This is a genomic window from Agromyces chromiiresistens (assembly GCF_029167465.1).
GTDB classification, from domain to species: Bacteria; Actinomycetota; Actinomycetes; order Actinomycetales; family Microbacteriaceae; genus Agromyces; species Agromyces chromiiresistens.
Genome location: NZ_JARFNL010000008.1, coordinates 1 through 15,336 on the forward strand (window position 1 = coordinate 1; position 15,336 = coordinate 15,336).

Consider the following 15,336-nt stretch of genomic DNA (forward strand, 5'->3'; position numbering starts at 1 on the left):
TCAATAAATTGGCATTGAACATAGTGCACGCTGTTGAGTTCTCAAGGAACGGACGCACCCGAGTTTCAGTCTCTCGACCTGCCCTCAGGGCAACCTGTCAACCATACCACCTCTTCGCCGGCCTCCGATACACGATCGGATCACATGCGTTCGAGTCACCAACCCGGAGGCCGTGACATCAATTGAGGTGAGGTTTCATCTTAGGCTTGAAATCACCGAGTCGCAATACTGCGCCTTCGAGGTTATTTGGCTAAGATCATCGTCTTCGCGGCCGGTCTGCTTCTCGCTTTCCGCTCCGCCGTGGCGACAAGAAAGAATCTACGCGGCAGGGTCCCGATGCGACAAATCGGCCGTGCATCCCGGGCGTGTCGCGCCCGTCCGGCATGGCCGGGCCGGCGGCATCCGGGCGCGACATCCACCCGTCATGGCGCCTCGGGCGACGCCCGGCTCCGCGGCGGTCGCCGTGCCCGCAGCCGGCTGCGTGCCGGAGACGCGTCGACGGCGCCCCTCCTGGTCGGAGGGGCGCCGTCGGGTGGTCGCAGCGGTGTCTAGCCGACGCCCTCGAGCGCGTCCGTCTCGGTGTTGCCGATGTTGGCGATGACCTCGGGCCGACGCTTGGCGAGGTGCAGGTACCAGGCGATCGCTGCGATCATCGTGACGAGGAACAGGTACGGGATCACGTTGAGCGGCCACGCCGGCACGGGCCACACGTTCGCGAAGAACACGTACGCCATCGCACCGACCGAGACGACGGCGCAGAACCACACGAGGCCGTTGCGCATCTTCTCGCGGCGCGTGTACGCGACGCAGGCGATCGCGACGAGCGCGTACGCCACCATGTACCCGTAGGTGCCGTAGGTGTCGACCCAGACGACGATGTCCATCGGGTTCACGCCGATCGCGAGCAGCACGAGATCGAGCGCGATCGCCGCGGGGCCCGCGATGAGCAGCACGCGGTGCGGGGTCAGGTGCGTGTCGTGGGTGCGGCCGAATCGCTCGGCGACGACCCCCTCCTTGCCCATGACGTAGATGATGCGCCCGACGACGTTCAGCGGGGCCACGACGACGGCGAAGAACGACGCGCCGACGCCGAAGGTGAGGATCGGGGCGAACCACGTCGGCATGCCGATCTGCGTCGCGATGGCCTCGAGCGGGCTCGCCACCGTGGCGAGGTCCTCGCCGAGGATCGCGATCTGCGTGTACGCGGAGAACACGTAGAGGATGCCGACCGTGACCGCGCTCCACATGATCGCCCGGGGGATGGCGGTGTACGGGTTCTTCGCCTCGCGGCCGAGCGCATCGGCCGACGAGAACCCGACGAAGCCGAGGATGCCGAGCACCATGCCCGCGGCGACGCCCTGGAAGGGCACCCCGTCGAGCGAGAACTGCGCCGGGTCCCACGCCGCCGGCCCGGCCCAGGCGAGCGCGAGGATGAGCAGGATCAGGATGATCGTGACGGAGACGAGCTCGAGCACGAGCGAGACCCGCGCGGACAGCCGGATGCCGCGGATCGTGAAGAGCGTGGCGAGTCCGCCGAGCACGACGGCGAGCGCCATCGACCAGCCGAGGCCCTCTGCGGGAATGCCGATGAGCACGAGGAACTGGTTCATGTACGAGACCGCGCCGCCGAGCGAACCCGCGGCGATGCCCCAGCAACCGACGAGCAGCGCGATACCGGCGAGGTAGGCGCCGAACGGGCCGAGGCCCTTCGCGACGTAGGTGTACAGCGACCCGGCCGAGGCGTGGCGCTTCGCGAAGACGGCGACGCAGTAGCCGACCGCGAGGATCACCAGGGTGGCGAGCACGAACGAGAGCATCGTGCCGTTGCCGGCGCCGATGTAGATGCCGGCAGCGGTGAACGCGATGACCGCGCTCGGTGCGATGTTGGCGATGGCCTGGGCGGCGAGCTCGGGCCCGCTCATGACGCCGCGGCGGAGGCCGGCGTCGACGGGGGCCGACGCGGGGGCGCCGGTCTGGGTGGGGGCTGACATGGGCAACTCTCCAATGAGTCGGGGCGGTGGGTGGGGGTGCGTCGGAACGGGTGGGACGTCGGGTGCTACGGGATGAGCAGCGTGCGCAGCGCCTCGCCGGATTCGAGCTCGTCGAACGCCTCGGCGGCCTCGGCGAGCGGGCGGCGCGCCGAGATGAGCGGGTCGAGCTTCAGCTGGCCGTCCATGTATCGGTCGACGAGCGCGGGGATGTCGATCGAGGGGCGCACCGAACCGTAGTTCGAGCCGAGGATGCGCTGGTCGGCCTCGGCGAGCACGAGCGGTTCGAACGAGGCCTTCGCACCGGTCGGCGGGAGGCCCACGATGACCGCCGCTCCGCCGAGACCGAGCATGCGGATGGCCTGCTCGGTGGTCACGGTCCGGCCGATGGCGTCGAAGGCGTAGTCGACCCCGTCGGGGACGAGCTCGAAGAGCTGCTCGACCGCGTCGGCCTGCGAGGCATCGATGCGGTCGGTGGCGCCGAACTGCAGGGCGAGTTGCGTCTTCTCGGGCAGCACGTCGATCGCGATGATGCGCTCGGCGCCCGCGAGCTTCGCGCCCTGCACGACATTGAGGCCGACGCCGCCGCAGCCGATGACGGCGACGGTCGCCCCGGGCTCGACGGCGGCGGTGTTGAGCACGGCACCGACGCCGGTGGCGACGGCGCAGCCGACGACGGCGATGACGTCGAGCGGGGCGTCGTCGCGCACCTTCACGGCACCGGATGCCGGCACGACGACCTCCTCGGCGAACGACGAGACCCCGAGGTAGTGGTGCACCGGCTGGCCGGCCTGCTCGAGGCGCGACGTGCCGTCGAAGAGCACGCCCTTGGGTGCGACGACCGTCGCCACCTTCTGGCAGCGGGCCTCGTGGCCCGAACGGCAGTACCGGCACTCGCCGCAGGGCGGCACCCAGCTGAGCACGACGTGGTCGCCGACGGCGAGCGAGGTGACGCCCTCGCCCAGCTCGACGACCACGCCCGAGCCCTCGTGCCCCATGACGAGCGGTGCCGGGGCGTCCCACTCCCCTCGCTTCACGTGCAGGTCGGAGTGGCAGACCCCGGCCGCGGCGATCTTCACGCGGACCTCGCCGGCCTTCGGGGCGGCGAGGTCGACCTCGGCGACCTCGATCGGCGTCTCCGGCTGACGGAAGACGATGGCTTTCATGATGCTCCTTCGGATCGCTCGTCCGGGCGGGATCTCGTGCCCGGGCATGGCGATGGTAGGCAGGCCGCCCCACTCACGTCATTGCGAAGAAGTGTGAGTCGAGCGTGAGCTGATCGACATTTCGTACAATCGAGTCGTGGCGCGCCGACTCGACTCCATCGCAGCGCACGTCGGTGCCGAACTCGTGGCCGGGCGTCTCGACGGGTCGGTGCCCGTCGACTCCGCGGTGCCGCTCGCCGACTTCGCCGTCGTGGGCCATCCGGCCTTCGCCACCCTCGTCGTCGGCCGGCCGGGCGAGCTCGCCGCCGCAATCGGTGCGGGCGACGACCGGGCCGCCGAGCTCGCGGCCGCCGTGCTCGTGACGACCGGCGACACCGCAGAGCTGCGCGCAGCCGTCGCGAACGCCGATGCGACGGCGATCGTCGGCGCGACGACGCCGCCCGACGCCCTGCTCCCGACGCTCGTCGCGCTGCTGGCCACCGACCAGGCGGCCGAGGACCGGCTCGTGACGACCGGCACGAAGGTGCTCACGCAGGTCGCCCGCCGGGGCGGAGCGAAGGCCGTGATCGCCGAGCTCGCGCATCGCATCGACGGCTGGGCGGTGCTCGTCGACGTGCACGGCCAAGTGATCACCACCGCGGGCGCCGGCGGGCTGCACGTGCAGGATGCGATCGCGGTCGCGTTCAATCGGCCGGTGCGGGTGCGCCATCCAGGACTGCAGGTGCACCCGGTCGGGCCCGGCGAGGACCTCACCGCCCACCTCGTCATCGCCTCGCGCGAAGGCTCGACGAGCCGGAGCCGCGACCTCGCGTCGCAGGTCGCCGCCCTGCTCGACCTCGTGCTGCGCACCCACGACCACACGGGCACCGAACGCCTCGGCCGTGCGGTCATGGTCGACACCCTGCTCGCGGGCGGTGCGGAGGCATCCGCGCTGCTCGGGCGGTGGGGGGTGCGCGAACGCAGCCTGACGGCGTTCGCCCTCTCGAGCCGCTCGAAGGCCGTCGACCTCGAACGGCTCGTGACGCGGTGGCTCGACGAACTCGGCGCCGTGCACGTCGTGACCGAGGCGCACGAGCGCGTGCTGGGATTCCTGCGCGACGACCACGTCGACGCGTTCGCCCGCCGCGTCGACGAGTTCGCACTCGACGGCCGCGCCGTGCTGCGCCTCGGCCTGGGCTCGTCGGCTCCCGGCGACGGCCTCGCCCGCAGCGCGGGCGAGGCACGGCAGGCGCACGAGGCCGCCGTCGCCGATGCCCGCACGGTCGTTCGGTACCGGTCCCTGCCCACCGTGGCGTACGTCCTCGAACGACTCGACGGCGACGGGACGGCGCGCATCGGCGAACTGCTCGACGGCCTGCGCGACGACGACGGCGCCCACGGCGAGCTGCTGCAGACCCTGCGCGTCTACCTCGCCGAGCACGGCGCCCTCGGCACGACGGCCGCCACCCTCGGCGTGCACCGGCAGACGCTCGCCTCCAGGCTGGCCCGCATCGAGGAACGGTCGGGGCTGTCGCTGTCGAGCCCCGACGATCGCGCCGCCGCGTGGCTCGCCCTGCGGGCGCTCGAGCGCTGAGCCAGCGCGCCAGGCGATGCCCGCCATCGGAATTCCGATGCCGGCGGGGGATGCCTCGGAGGGAGACTCGTCGGCGTCGAAAGGAACCCCATGACCAGCATCCTCATGATCGTCACCGCCGCCGACGCGATCGAGCTCGCCGACGGCAGCACCCACCCGACCGGATTCTGGGCGGAGGAACTCGTCGTCGCCCACCGCGCGCTCACCGCGGCGGGAGCCGAGGTCACGCTCGCGACGCCCGGCGGCGCCCCGGCGCCCGTCGACCCCGGTTCGCTGTCGCCGGAGATCGTGGGCGACGCCGCCAAGGTCGAGGAGTTCCAGGGCTACCTCGAGTCGATCGCCGCGGAGCTCGCCGCACCGGCGGCGATCGGCGACCTCGACGCCGCCAACTACGACGCGCTCGTGCTGCCGGGCGGCCACGGTCCGATGGTCGACCTCGCGCACGACCCCGCCGTCGGCGCCGCCCTCGTCGCGGCCGACCGCGCCGGCGTGCTCATCGCGCCGTTCTGCCACGGTCCGGCGGCCCTGCTCAGCGCGACGCTCGCCGACGGCGGGTTCGCCTTCGCCGGCCGGGCCCTCACCGTGTTCACCGACGAGGAGGAACGCACCGGCGGGCTCGGTGCGGGTACCCCGTGGTTCGTCGCATCGGCGCTGGCCGAGCGCGGCGCGCACGTCGAAGGCGGTGCCGCCTGGTCGAGTCACGTCGTGCGCGACGGCAACCTGATCACGGGGCAGAACCCCCAGTCGAGCGAGGCGGTCGCCGGCGCCCTGCTCGAGGCCCTCGGCGAGCGCGCGGCCTGAACCCGTCGGCGCCGGTGCCCACCGGCGTCCCGAAGCCCGAAACCCGAACGCATCGGAGGTTCAGCCGGCCGAGATCTCGCGGAGCGCGGCCGCGATCGACCGCAGCGGCTCGCGCCGCTCGAGCTCTCCCGCGCGCGTCACGACGTAGAGCGTGTTGAGCGGGGCGAACTCGGGCTCGTGCAGCACCACGAGCTCGCCCTCGGCGAGCTCGTGGGCGACGAGGTAGGTCGGGAGCACCGACATCCCGGCGCCGGCGACGAGGGCGGCTCGGATCGCCCGGAGGTCGGGCAGCACGGCGCGCACGCGGAGCTCGTCGGGCCGGTGACCGAACACCGACCGCCAGTACCGGCGCACGATCGGCAACTCCTCGCCGTACGCGAGCACCGGGATCTCGGCGAGCGCCGCCTCGGCGAGCAGTCCGGCCGGGCGGAACGCCGGCGCCGCGACGAGCACGAACTCCTCGTCGACGAGCGGGGCCGCGCTGAGGCCGCGCTGCGCCGGGCGCACCGAGCTCACGACGAGGTCGAGGCGACCCGCGCGCAGTTCGTCGAGCAGCGGTTCCGCGAGTCCGAACCGCATCCGGACGCGCACGGACGAGGCGTCGGCGAGCCGGTCGATGTTCGGCGCGACGACTTCGCCGAGGAACTCGGCCGCGCCGCCGAGGTCGATCGTCACCGCATCGCCGGCGACGGCGGGCGCCAGCACGTCGTCGAGCGCATCGAGGTGTCCGGCGATGCGGCGGCCGAGCGCCACCGCCCGCGGCGTCGGCACGACCCCGCCGTGCGTCCGCTCGAACAGGGCGGTGCCGAGTCGTTGCTCGAGCGCCTGCACGTGCGCGCTCGCGGTGGCCTGGGAGAGGCCGAGCAGGCGGGCGCCCTCGCTCACCGACCCCGCCCGCAGCACGGTGAGGAAGGTGCGCAGATGCTCGAGATCGTGAGCCGCCATCGCGGCGATTCTGCCACAGGGAAGAACTCGGGCCCCGGCTCGGTTGTCGAGAGGAGATCGAACACGAAGGAGACCTCCATGCCGCTCGAGGGCGAGTACGCACCCAGCACCTCCGATTGGGCCCGCAAGCAGGCCGAGAAGTTCGAGGCGTCCGACGGCGCCGCAGCGAACACGCTGCGCGGTCGGCCGATCATCGTGCTCACGACCCGCGGTGCGAAGAGCGGCAAGCTCCGCAAGACCGCGCTCATGCGCGTCGAGCACGCCGGGGAGTACGCGGTCGTCGCCTCGAAGGGCGGCTCGCCCGAGCAGCCCCAGTGGTACTGGAACCTCAAGGCGCACCCCGAGGTCGAACTGCAGGACGGCGATCGGAAGCACGACTACGTCGCGCGCGAGGTCGAGGGCGCCGAGCGCGACGAGTGGTGGGCGCGCGCGAACGAGACCTGGCCCGACTACGCGAACTACCAGACGAAGACCGACCGGCTGATCCCGGTCTTCGTGCTCACCCGAGTCGTGCTCTGACGCCGGCGCGCGGTCACAGCCCGCGCATCGTGAACACCTGCGCGAGCAGTCCCCGCATCGGCGGCACCCCCAGCAGCCGCACCGCGCTGTTGCGCATGACGAGCCGGATGCCTCGTGCCGGAGCTCCCATCGCCATGTTGAAGCGCGCGCGGCGGCACGCCCGCCGGGCCGCGCGGCGACGACGACGACCGTAACCGGCGAACGGGTGCTCGATCGGGGCGCCCCGCCGTTCGGCGGCGGCCGCCTCGCCGATGGCGTCGCCGAGCGCGAGCGCGTCGAGGAACCCGAGCGTCATGCCCTGCCCGCCGATCGGGCTCACCTCGTGCGCGGCGTCGCCCGCGAGTGCGACCCGGCCGCGGTCGAACCGGCCGGCGAGGTGCTGCCTCGCCTCGAAGGTGCTCGGCTCGACGGCCCGGTCGTCGAGTCGCACGCCCACGCGCTCGTGCACGATCGCCGCGAAGCGCGACGGGGCGACCGGGTCGCCGCGATCGGTCGCGCGTCCGAGGTGGGCGACCCACCGGCGGCCGCCGGGCAGCGGCAACGCCTCGACCACGCCTCCCGGCTCGAAGAACAGCCGCGCCACCTCATCGCCCGGCCCGGCCACGTCGGCCATCGCGTACACGGCCCGGCCGGGTCGGCGCCGCCAGGCGATGCCGAGGCCCGCTCTCGTGGAGCTGCGCACGCCGTCGGCGACCACCGCCCATCGCGCCGCGATCTCCGCGCCGTCGGCGAGCTGCGCGACCACGCCGTCTGCGCCCGGCACGAGTCGCACGACCTCGTAGCCGCGGCGCATCGCCCCGGGCGCGAGCTCGCCGAGGCGCCGTTCCAGCGCCGCCTCGACGACGTGCTGGGGCACCGAGAGCACCGCAGAGGCTCCGGCGAAGCGCATGCGGCCGAGCCGTCGCCCGAGGCATCCGACCTCCCCCGCGGTGATGCGCGCACCCTGCCGCTCGAGTCCGGCGGCCACGCCGACCTCTGCGAGCGCCAGGACACCCGGCGCGTGGACGCCGATCGCCTTCGGCCGCGTCGAGCGTTCGAGGCGCCGTTCGACCACGACCACGTCGAGCCCGCGCGACGCCGCGAGGCAGGCGGTCATGAGGCCGACCGCGCCGCCGCCGACCACCACGACGTCGACCTCGCCCATCCGTTCGCCTCCGGCTCGATCAGTGACGCGGGCGGCCCGCCGCATCCGCCTGCCAGATCACCTCGAGCCGGGACGGCGCGGCGCGGCGCACCCGCCAGCCCGGCGGCAGCGCCGCGGCGAGCTCGGCCGCGGTGTGGCTGCGACGGATGGACGCCAGCCCGTCGACGCGGATGTACGAGTCGCGCAGCAGGTTCGCCGCGAACGGCAGCGTGCCGGCGGCGAAGGCCGCGTACGCGAGCCGGCTGCGCTCGATGTCGCCGTGCACGACGGTTCCGCCGAGCTCGGCGAGACGCTCGGAGTCGGCGAGCAACGAGCCGAACTCCCGCCCGTCGAGGTGGTGCAGCATGTGGTTCGACACGACGAGGTCGAAGTGACGGTCGGCCTCGGCGAGCTCGCCCGTCGTGACGCCCAGCAGTTCGAGCCCCGGCGCGGGGTCGGCGTCGGCGGCCGCCCTGGCCGCGGCGAGCGCGCGGGGGTCGGGGTCGATCGCGGTGATCTCGAGCCGCATGCCCTCGGCCGACGCCTGCCGGAGCCACCGGCGCGGGAGGTCGGCGGCGCCCGTGCCGACGTCGAGGAGCCGGGTCGTCCAGACCGGTGAGAGACGGGGCCGGATCCAGTTGCGGTAGACCGAGCCGCCGCCGGAGACCACCCGGTTCACGAGCCGGAACTGCTCGAAGGTGCGGGCGAGCATCTCGGGGTCGCACCCGGGGTCGTCCATCAGCTCGCGGGCCGACTCGTCTCGCGAGCCGAGCGACCGCCAGAGCCCGCCGTCCTTCCGCACGGTCAGCACCGCTCCCTCATGCCTGCAGCACCGTCATGAGCGCCGACTCGACCGTGAGTCCCGGACCGAACGCCATCGCCGCGACCCGGTCGCCGCCGGCGGCGTCGCCGTCGAGGATGCGGCGCAGCACGAACAGCACGGTCGCGCTCGACATGTTGCCGAAGTCGCGCAGCGTGTCGCGCGCCGGCACGAGCTGCGCCTCGCTCAGCACGAGCCTCGCCTCGACCTTGTCGAGGATGCTGCGACCGCCCGGGTGGATGGCCCAGTGCTCGACCGCCTGCCCCGAGGCATCCGTCTCGAGCGCCTCGGCGAGCGCCGCGTCGTGGGCGAAGAGCGGTTCGAGCGCCCCCGTGATGTGCTCGTCGATGATCGCGGGAATCGCGTTCGAGAGCACCATCTCGAAGCCGTGGTCGCCGATCTTCCAGGCCATGTCGCCCTCACCCGTCGGGGTGATGCGGGTCGCGAAGCGGTCGAGCGCGAATGCCCGCTCGCCGGGCTCGGGTTCGCGGGCGGTGACGATGGCGGCCCCCGCGCCGTCGGCGAAGAGCGAGGACGCCACGATCGTGTCGGGGTCGTTCGACGATCGCAGGTGCAGCGTGCAGAGCTCGACCGAGACGACGAGCACGACGGCCGAGGCATCCGCCTCGCACAGCTGGGCGGCGAGCCGGAGGGCCGGGATCGCGGCGTAGCACCCCATGAACCCGAGGTGGTAGCGCTCGACGCCCGCGTCGAGGCCGAGCTCGCGCGCGATCATGAAATCGGGCCCGGGCGCGTAGAAGCCCGTGCAGCTCACCGTGATGACGTGGGTCACGTCGGCGGCCTCCACGCCGGGCGTCGCGTCGATCGCGGCGCGACCCGCGGCGACGTAGAGGCCGGTCGCGTACTCGGCGTAGAGCTCGTTGCGCGCCTTCGTGCCGGGGAAGAGCAGCTCGCCCGACGCGATGTCGAAGAACACGGGTTCGTCGGGGTGCGCGTCGCGACTGAGTTCGCTCAGCACCGTGTGCCGTGTCTCGATGCCCGAGACGTCGAAGCTCGTCGTGATGATGCGCTGCGCGAGCCGGTTCAGCCCGGGCTGCGCGGCGAACACGTCGCGCACCTCGGGCTGCACGAGCACGGTCGGCGGGACGGCGGTGGAGAGTCCTCGCAGTGCGACGGTCATGCCCCATCGTAGGGTCGTCGAGGGAGCGGACGGCAAGGGGTGGTCCCGATCCCGCGCCGCCGCCCCGTCCGCCGCGCGTCGTCGTCCCGTCCCCGCAATACGGGTCTATCCGCGCGCCGGCCGCCCGCCGTATCATGCAGTCACGATCGCAGCGGTCGGTTCGACGGCGCACGGAGCGGGGATGCGATGGACACGGAACCGGCGGCGAAGCAGGCCTCGCGCGCGGTGATCCCGCTCGCGATCGCACAGTTCATCATGGTGCTCGACAGCTCGGTGATGAGCGTCTCGATCAGCCAGCTCGTCGAGGAGTTCGACACCACCGTGTCGACGATCCAGCTCGCGATCACGCTCTACGCCCTCGTGATGGCCGCGCTCATGCTCACGGGCGGCAAGATCGGCGACCTCTTCGGCCGGCTCAGGATCTTCCGCATCGGGCTCGTGATCTACGCGATCGGCTCGCTCATGACGGCGATCGCGCCGACCGTCGAGGTGCTCATCGTCGGCTGGTCGTTCATCGAGGGCGCCGGCGCGGCCCTCGTGCTGCCCGCCCTGGCCGCACTCGTCGCCGGCAGCTACGAAGGGCCGGCCCGGGCGCGCGCATACGGCATCATCGGCGGGGTCGCGGGCGCGGGCGTCGCGATCGGCCCGCTCCTCGGCGGCTGGCTCACCACCGAGTACTCCTGGCGCTGGGTCTTCGCCGGCGAGGTCGTCTTCGTCGTGTTCGTGCTCGCGGTGAGCCGGTGGATCACCGACGACCACGTTCGCGAGCGATTCCGCCTCGACCTCGTCGGCGCGCTCCTCTCGGCGCTCGGGCTCGCGCTCGTGGTCATCGGCGTCCTCCAGAGCGGCACCTGGGGCTGGCTCCAGCCGCTCCAGTCGCCGATCACCCCGTTCGGCTTCGCACTCACCCCGTTCGTGATCGGCACCGGGCTCCTGGTGCTCTGGGGCTTCTTCGCTTGGGAGCGCAGGGTCGCCGCTCGCGGACGCGTGCCCCTGCTCGACGTGCGCAACCTCCGCATCCCCGCACTGCGCTCGGGGCTGGCGAGCCTGCTCGCGCAGAACCTCGTGCTGCTCGGCATCTTCTTCGCGGTGCCGCTCTACCTCCAGGTCACCCAGGGCATGGACGCGTTCCAGACGGGCATCCGGCTGCTGCCGACGTCGATCGCGATGCTCGCCGCCGCCGCGATCGGCGCACGCCTGGGCGCGGCGCTCGGCGCCCGCGCGCTCGTCCGGACGGGACTCGTCACGATCGTGCTCGCCTGCCTCGTGATCATCGCGACGATCGAGCCGGTGCTCGCGACGACGCCCTTCGCCATCGGCATGGCGCTCGTCGGTCTCGGCGCAGGCCTGCTCGCGTCGCAGCTCGGCAACGTCGTGCAGTCGTCGGTGCCGTCGGAGGCCCGCAGCGAGGCCGGCGGCCTGCAGTACACCGCGCAGAACCTCGGCTCATCGCTCGGCACCGCGCTCATCGGGTCGTTGATGGTCGGGGCGCTCGCGTCGTCGGTGCTCGGGCTCATCGCCGCCGATCCCGACCTCGAGTCGGCCGTGCGCGACCAGGCGACCGTCCAGGTGTCGCAGGGCCTCGAGTACGTCACCCCGGCGGAGGCGGAGGCGGCGCTCCTCGAGGCGGGCTACCCGGCCGAACAGGTCGACGACCTCGTCGAGCACTACGCGGCGTCGCAGCTCTGGGGCGTGAAGGTCGGCATGCTCGCGTGCGCGGTGGCGGCGCTCGCCGCCCTCCCCGCGACCCGCCGGCTGCCCGGCCGCCGCGACACGGCGGCGCTGACGTCCGCCTGAATCGGCGGCGAACACGACGGATGCCGCGGACCACAGGGGCCCGCGGCATCCGCGTCGTTCGCGCTCGAGGCGCTCAGGCGAGCAGCTTCGCCTTCGCGGCGGCGAACTCGTCGGCCGAGAGGATGCCCTGCTGCTGCAGGGCGGCGAGCTTCTGCAGCTCGGCGACGACGTCGACGCCGCCGGCCGGGGCCGCGGGTGCCGCAGCCGCCTGCTGGGCGGCGGCCTGTTGCGCGGCCTGCTCGGCGTAGGCCTGCTGCTGCGCGGCCGCCTGCTGCTGCTCGTAGGCCTGCGCCTCGTACTTCTGCTCGGCGCGCTCGTTCTGACGACGCGCCACGTTGCCGGAGACCGCGGTCGCGGTGCCCGCGACGACCGCCGTGCGCGCGGCCATGCCGATGAGGCCGGGACGACCCATTCGACGCAGAGGCATGATCAGTTCTCCTCACCGCTCGCCTGAGCGAGCAACTCGTTGACGACCGGCGCGGGAATGCGCTCGGTCGACAGCACCACGCCGCCGCCCTGGGCGAAGCGCGATGCGAGCTTCTTGGCCCAGACGAGCTCGAAGGCGGCCAGCGCCGCCGAGGTGCCCGGAGGGATGAGCTCGGCGAAGTCGTCGACGTCCTCCGCACCGACGAGGCCCGACTGCTCGAGCTCGAGCACGCCGAAGCCGTACGACTCGCCTTCGTCTTCGATTTCGACGATGCGCACCGAACCGTCGGGCTCGCGCGAGACGATCACGAGGTCGAGCAGGCGGATCTCGCCGCCCTCGACCAGCTCCTCGAGGGCCTCCACCGTGCCGGCGTCCAGCCGGTCCCCCTCGAATCCAACCAGGTACAGCTCCACCGGGCCGTACTCGAACTCCGCCATGATTCCCCTTGGGTTCGAAGATGCGCCGCCGGCGGTCACCGGCGACATCCGAAGACTAACCCCGACGCCCACGAGCCGCCACAACGCGCGCTGCGCTCAAGGCGAACGGGGCGGCCCCCGTTCGGGCCACACGGAACGCGATGGTCCTTCCCTGCCGTGCGCGCGCCGAGTAGCGTCGACCGAAGGGCGGACCGCCCGTGCAGTCGACGAGGGGATGCACTCCACATGTCCAAGGAATTCAAGGGGACGATCAAGCTCGACGTCCGCGACTCGGTGGCCGACTGGTCGCCGTACGAGCTGCCGAAGGCGCCCGAGGGGTCGCCCAACATCCTGGTCATCCTGTACGACGACACGGGCATGGCCTCGTGGTCGCCGTACGGCGGCCGCATCAACATGCCGACGCTCGACCGGCTCGCGAAGAACGGGCTCACCTACACGCAGTGGCACACGACCGCGCTCTGCTCGCCGACGCGGTCGACCTTCCTCACCGGGCGCAACCACCACGCCAACGGCATGGGCGTGATCATGGAGGGCACGAACGGCTTCCCGGGCCTGTCCGGTCGCATCCCCGAGGAGTGCGCGACCATCGGCCAGGTGCTGCAGCAGAACGGCTACTCGACGTTCTGGGTCGGCAAGAACCACAACGTCCCCGAAGAGGACATCTCGGCCGGCGGCAGCAAGGCGCAGTGGCCGCTCGCGATGGGCTTCGACCGCTTCTACGGGTTCCTCGGCGGCGAGACGAACAACTGGTACCCCGACCTCGTCGAGGACAACCGGTTCGTCGAGCAGCCCTACTCGCCCGAAGACGGCTACCACCTCTCGAAGGACCTGGCCGACCAGACGATCCGCATGATCCGGGACCAGAACGCCTCGAACCCCTCGAAGCCCTGGTTCACCTGGTTCTGCCCGGGTGCCAACCATGCGCCGCACCACGCGCCGCAGGAGTACATCGACAAGTACAAGGGACTGTTCGACGACGGCTACGACGCCTATCGCACATGGGTGCTCGAGCGCATGATCGAGCGCGGCATCCTGCCGGAGGGCACCGAGCTCACACCCTTCAACCCCCTGCCCGAGGACCAGGCGAACCCCGCCGACTACGTCAAGCCGTGGGAGTCGCTCTCCGCCGACGAGCAGCGCCTGTTCAGCCGCATGGCCGAGGTGTTCGCGGGCTTCAGCGAGTACACCGACGTGCAGACCGGCCGCATCATCGACTACCTCGAGGCATCCGGCCAGCTCGAGAACACGCTCATCTTCTACTGCGCCGACAACGGCGCGTCGGGCGAGGGTTCGCCCGACGGTTCGGTCAACGAGAACAAGTTCTTCAACGGGTTCCCCGACGACCTCGCCGAGAACCTCTCGAAGATCGACGTGCTCGGCGGGCCCGAGACGTACAACCACTACCCGACCGGGTGGGCCGCGGCGTTCTCGGCGCCCTTCCAGATGTTCAAGCGCTACGCCCAGTTCTCGGGCGGCACGTGCGACCCGATGGTGATCCACTGGCCGGCCGGCATCAAGGCCAAGGGCGAGATCCGCCACCAGTACCACCACTCGACCGACATCGTCGCGACCATCCTCGACGTCATCGGCATCGAGTTCCCCGAGGTGTTCCGCGGGGTCGAGCAGCGACCGCTCGACGGGGTCTCGATGAAGTACAGCTTCGACGCCGAACCCGATGGGCCGACCGAGAAGCACGTGCAGTACTACACCATGATCGGCACGCGCGGCATCTGGAAGGACGGCTGGAAGGCGGCGAGCATCCACGCGCCGCTCACCGGGCACGGGCGCTTCGACGAGGACCGCTGGGAGCTCTACCACGTCGACGAGGACCGCTCGGAGGCGAAGGACCTCGCCGCCGAGCACCCCGAGAAGCTGAAGGAGCTCGTCGACCTCTGGTTCGAGGAGGCCGAGCGCAACCACGTGCTGCCGCTCGACGACCGGTCGGCGCGCGAGCAGCTCACGATCGAGCGGCCCCAGTCCGAGCCGCCGCGCTCGCGCTACGTCTATTACCCCGACACCGGCGCCGTGCCCGAGTCGGTCGCGGTCAACGTGCGCGGCCGTTCGTTCAAGATCATCGCCGACGTCGAGGTCGACACGGGAACGCAGGGCGTGCTCTTCGCGCACGGTTCGCGCTTCGGCGGCCACTCGCTGTTCATCAAGGACGGCAAGCTCAACTACGTGTACAACTTCCTCGGCATCCCGCCCGAGCAGGCGTTCAGGTCGGAGGCGCTGACCCCCGGCAAGCACGCCCTCGGCATGGAGTTCGTCCGCGAGAGCGCCGGCGAGCACGGCGAGTCGATCGGCACCTGCAAGCTCTACGTCGACGACCAGGTCGTCGCCGAGGGGCCGATGCGGGCGCAGGTCGGCAAGTTCACGCTGTGCGGCGACGGCCTCTGCATCGGCTACGACAGCGGCGACGCGGTGAGCAGCCAGTACACCGACTCCTTCCCGTTCACGGGCGGCACGCTGCTCGGGGTCGCCATCGACGTCAGCGAGGAGCAGTACCTCGACCTCGAGCTCGAGGCCCTCGCGGCGTTCGCGCGCGAGTAGCCGACCTCATCACCGAACACGGATGCCTCGGCGAGCAGCTGCTCGCCGA

13 protein-coding genes are annotated in these 15,336 nt (G+C 71.9%); 5 read left to right on the top strand and 8 right to left on the bottom strand.

Annotation, left to right across the window (positions count from 1 at the left end):
• Positions 1 to 548: 548 nt before the first annotated feature.
• Positions 549 to 1,922, bottom strand: coding sequence for an APC family permease (locus PX701_RS17735; RefSeq protein WP_338029127.1), 1,374 nt, complete (start codon positions 1,920 to 1,922; stop codon positions 549 to 551).
• A 134-nt stretch (positions 1,923 to 2,056) separates the two neighbouring features.
• The gene (locus tag PX701_RS17740) at positions 2,057 to 3,154 is read right to left on the bottom strand and encodes an alcohol dehydrogenase catalytic domain-containing protein (RefSeq protein WP_231429502.1); all 1,098 of its coding nucleotides are present in this window, start codon (positions 3,152 to 3,154) and stop codon (positions 2,057 to 2,059) included.
• A 136-nt stretch (positions 3,155 to 3,290) separates the two neighbouring features.
• Between PX701_RS17740 and PX701_RS17745 the strand changes: the two genes are divergently transcribed.
• Together PX701_RS17745 and PX701_RS17750 are read left to right on the top strand one after the other, a co-directional pair.
• Positions 3,291 to 4,727, top strand: coding sequence for a PucR family transcriptional regulator (locus PX701_RS17745; protein WP_231429501.1), 1,437 nt, complete (start codon positions 3,291 to 3,293; stop codon positions 4,725 to 4,727).
• 90 nt (positions 4,728 to 4,817) lie between these two features.
• Positions 4,818 to 5,528 carry a type 1 glutamine amidotransferase domain-containing protein gene (locus PX701_RS17750; protein ID WP_275507039.1) on the top strand — a complete coding sequence of 237 codons (711 nt, stop codon included), beginning with the start codon at positions 4,818 to 4,820 and terminating at the stop codon, positions 5,526 to 5,528.
• Positions 5,529 to 5,588: 60 nt separating this feature from the next.
• Here PX701_RS17750 and PX701_RS17755 read toward each other — a convergent pair whose 3' ends face one another.
• The gene (locus PX701_RS17755) at positions 5,589 to 6,473 is read right to left on the bottom strand and encodes a LysR family transcriptional regulator (protein WP_231429498.1); all 885 of its coding nucleotides are present in this window, start codon (positions 6,471 to 6,473) and stop codon (positions 5,589 to 5,591) included.
• A 78-nt stretch (positions 6,474 to 6,551) separates the two neighbouring features.
• On the opposite strand from PX701_RS17755, the gene PX701_RS17760 reads away from it, so the two are divergent.
• Positions 6,552 to 6,992 (top strand): nitroreductase family deazaflavin-dependent oxidoreductase, encoded by a 441-nt coding sequence (locus PX701_RS17760; RefSeq protein ID WP_231429497.1) that lies wholly within the window; start codon positions 6,552 to 6,554, stop codon positions 6,990 to 6,992.
• A gap of 13 nt (positions 6,993 to 7,005) precedes the next feature.
• Here PX701_RS17760 and PX701_RS17765 read toward each other — a convergent pair whose 3' ends face one another.
• The 3 genes from PX701_RS17765 to PX701_RS17775 are packed head-to-tail and all read right to left on the bottom strand — an operon-like array spanning position 7,006 to position 10,076.
• Entirely contained in the window at positions 7,006 to 8,136 is a 1,131-nt protein-coding gene (locus PX701_RS17765) for an FAD-dependent oxidoreductase (protein ID WP_275507040.1), read from the bottom strand.
• A gap of 19 nt (positions 8,137 to 8,155) precedes the next feature.
• Positions 8,156 to 8,926 carry a methyltransferase domain-containing protein gene (locus tag PX701_RS17770; RefSeq protein WP_338029126.1) on the bottom strand — a complete coding sequence of 257 codons (771 nt, stop codon included), beginning with the start codon at positions 8,924 to 8,926 and terminating at the stop codon, positions 8,156 to 8,158.
• Between the two features lie 7 nt (positions 8,927 to 8,933).
• Positions 8,934 to 10,076 (bottom strand): type III polyketide synthase, encoded by a 1,143-nt coding sequence (locus PX701_RS17775; RefSeq protein WP_275507041.1) that lies wholly within the window; start codon positions 10,074 to 10,076, stop codon positions 8,934 to 8,936.
• A gap of 186 nt (positions 10,077 to 10,262) precedes the next feature.
• Between PX701_RS17775 and PX701_RS17780 the strand changes: the two genes are divergently transcribed.
• Positions 10,263 to 11,873: an MFS transporter gene (locus PX701_RS17780; RefSeq protein ID WP_275507042.1), complete on the top strand. Its 1,611-nt coding sequence runs from the start codon at positions 10,263 to 10,265 to the stop codon at positions 11,871 to 11,873.
• Positions 11,874 to 11,946: 73 nt separating this feature from the next.
• On the opposite strand, the gene PX701_RS17785 is transcribed toward PX701_RS17780, so the two are convergent.
• Both PX701_RS17785 and PX701_RS17790 read right to left on the bottom strand, forming a co-directional pair.
• A complete protein-coding gene (locus PX701_RS17785) occupies positions 11,947 to 12,300 on the bottom strand; it encodes an SHOCT domain-containing protein (protein ID WP_231429488.1) in 354 nt (117 codons plus the stop codon).
• Between the two features lie 2 nt (positions 12,301 to 12,302).
• Positions 12,303 to 12,737: a DUF6325 family protein gene (locus PX701_RS17790; protein ID WP_231429486.1), complete on the bottom strand. Its 435-nt coding sequence runs from the start codon at positions 12,735 to 12,737 to the stop codon at positions 12,303 to 12,305.
• A 225-nt stretch (positions 12,738 to 12,962) separates the two neighbouring features.
• On the opposite strand from PX701_RS17790, the gene PX701_RS17795 reads away from it, so the two are divergent.
• Positions 12,963 to 15,287 (top strand): arylsulfatase, encoded by a 2,325-nt coding sequence (locus PX701_RS17795; protein ID WP_275507043.1) that lies wholly within the window; start codon positions 12,963 to 12,965, stop codon positions 15,285 to 15,287.
• Positions 15,288 to 15,336 lie beyond the last annotated feature (49 nt).

Excerpts from the sequence above, each read along its gene's own strand:
- PX701_RS17780 (WP_275507042.1), top strand. The coding sequence starts at position 10,263 with ATGGACACGGAACCGGCGGCGAAGCAGGCCTCGCGCGCGGTGATCCCG.
- PX701_RS17755 (WP_231429498.1), bottom strand. The coding sequence starts at position 6,473 with ATGGCGGCTCACGATCTCGAGCATCTGCGCACCTTCCTCACCGTGCTG.
- PX701_RS17790 (WP_231429486.1), bottom strand. The coding sequence starts at position 12,737 with ATGGCGGAGTTCGAGTACGGCCCGGTGGAGCTGTACCTGGTTGGATTC.
- PX701_RS17785 (WP_231429488.1), bottom strand. The coding sequence starts at position 12,300 with ATGCCTCTGCGTCGAATGGGTCGTCCCGGCCTCATCGGCATGGCCGCG.
- PX701_RS17795 (WP_275507043.1), top strand. The coding sequence starts at position 12,963 with ATGTCCAAGGAATTCAAGGGGACGATCAAGCTCGACGTCCGCGACTCG.
- PX701_RS17765 (WP_275507040.1), bottom strand. The coding sequence starts at position 8,136 with ATGGGCGAGGTCGACGTCGTGGTGGTCGGCGGCGGCGCGGTCGGCCTC.
- PX701_RS17750 (WP_275507039.1), top strand. The coding sequence starts at position 4,818 with ATGACCAGCATCCTCATGATCGTCACCGCCGCCGACGCGATCGAGCTC.
- PX701_RS17775 (WP_275507041.1), bottom strand. The coding sequence starts at position 10,076 with ATGACCGTCGCACTGCGAGGACTCTCCACCGCCGTCCCGCCGACCGTG.
- PX701_RS17735 (WP_338029127.1), bottom strand. The coding sequence starts at position 1,922 with ATGAGCGGGCCCGAGCTCGCCGCCCAGGCCATCGCCAACATCGCACCG.
- PX701_RS17740 (WP_231429502.1), bottom strand. The coding sequence starts at position 3,154 with ATGAAAGCCATCGTCTTCCGTCAGCCGGAGACGCCGATCGAGGTCGCC.
- PX701_RS17760 (WP_231429497.1), top strand. The coding sequence starts at position 6,552 with ATGCCGCTCGAGGGCGAGTACGCACCCAGCACCTCCGATTGGGCCCGC.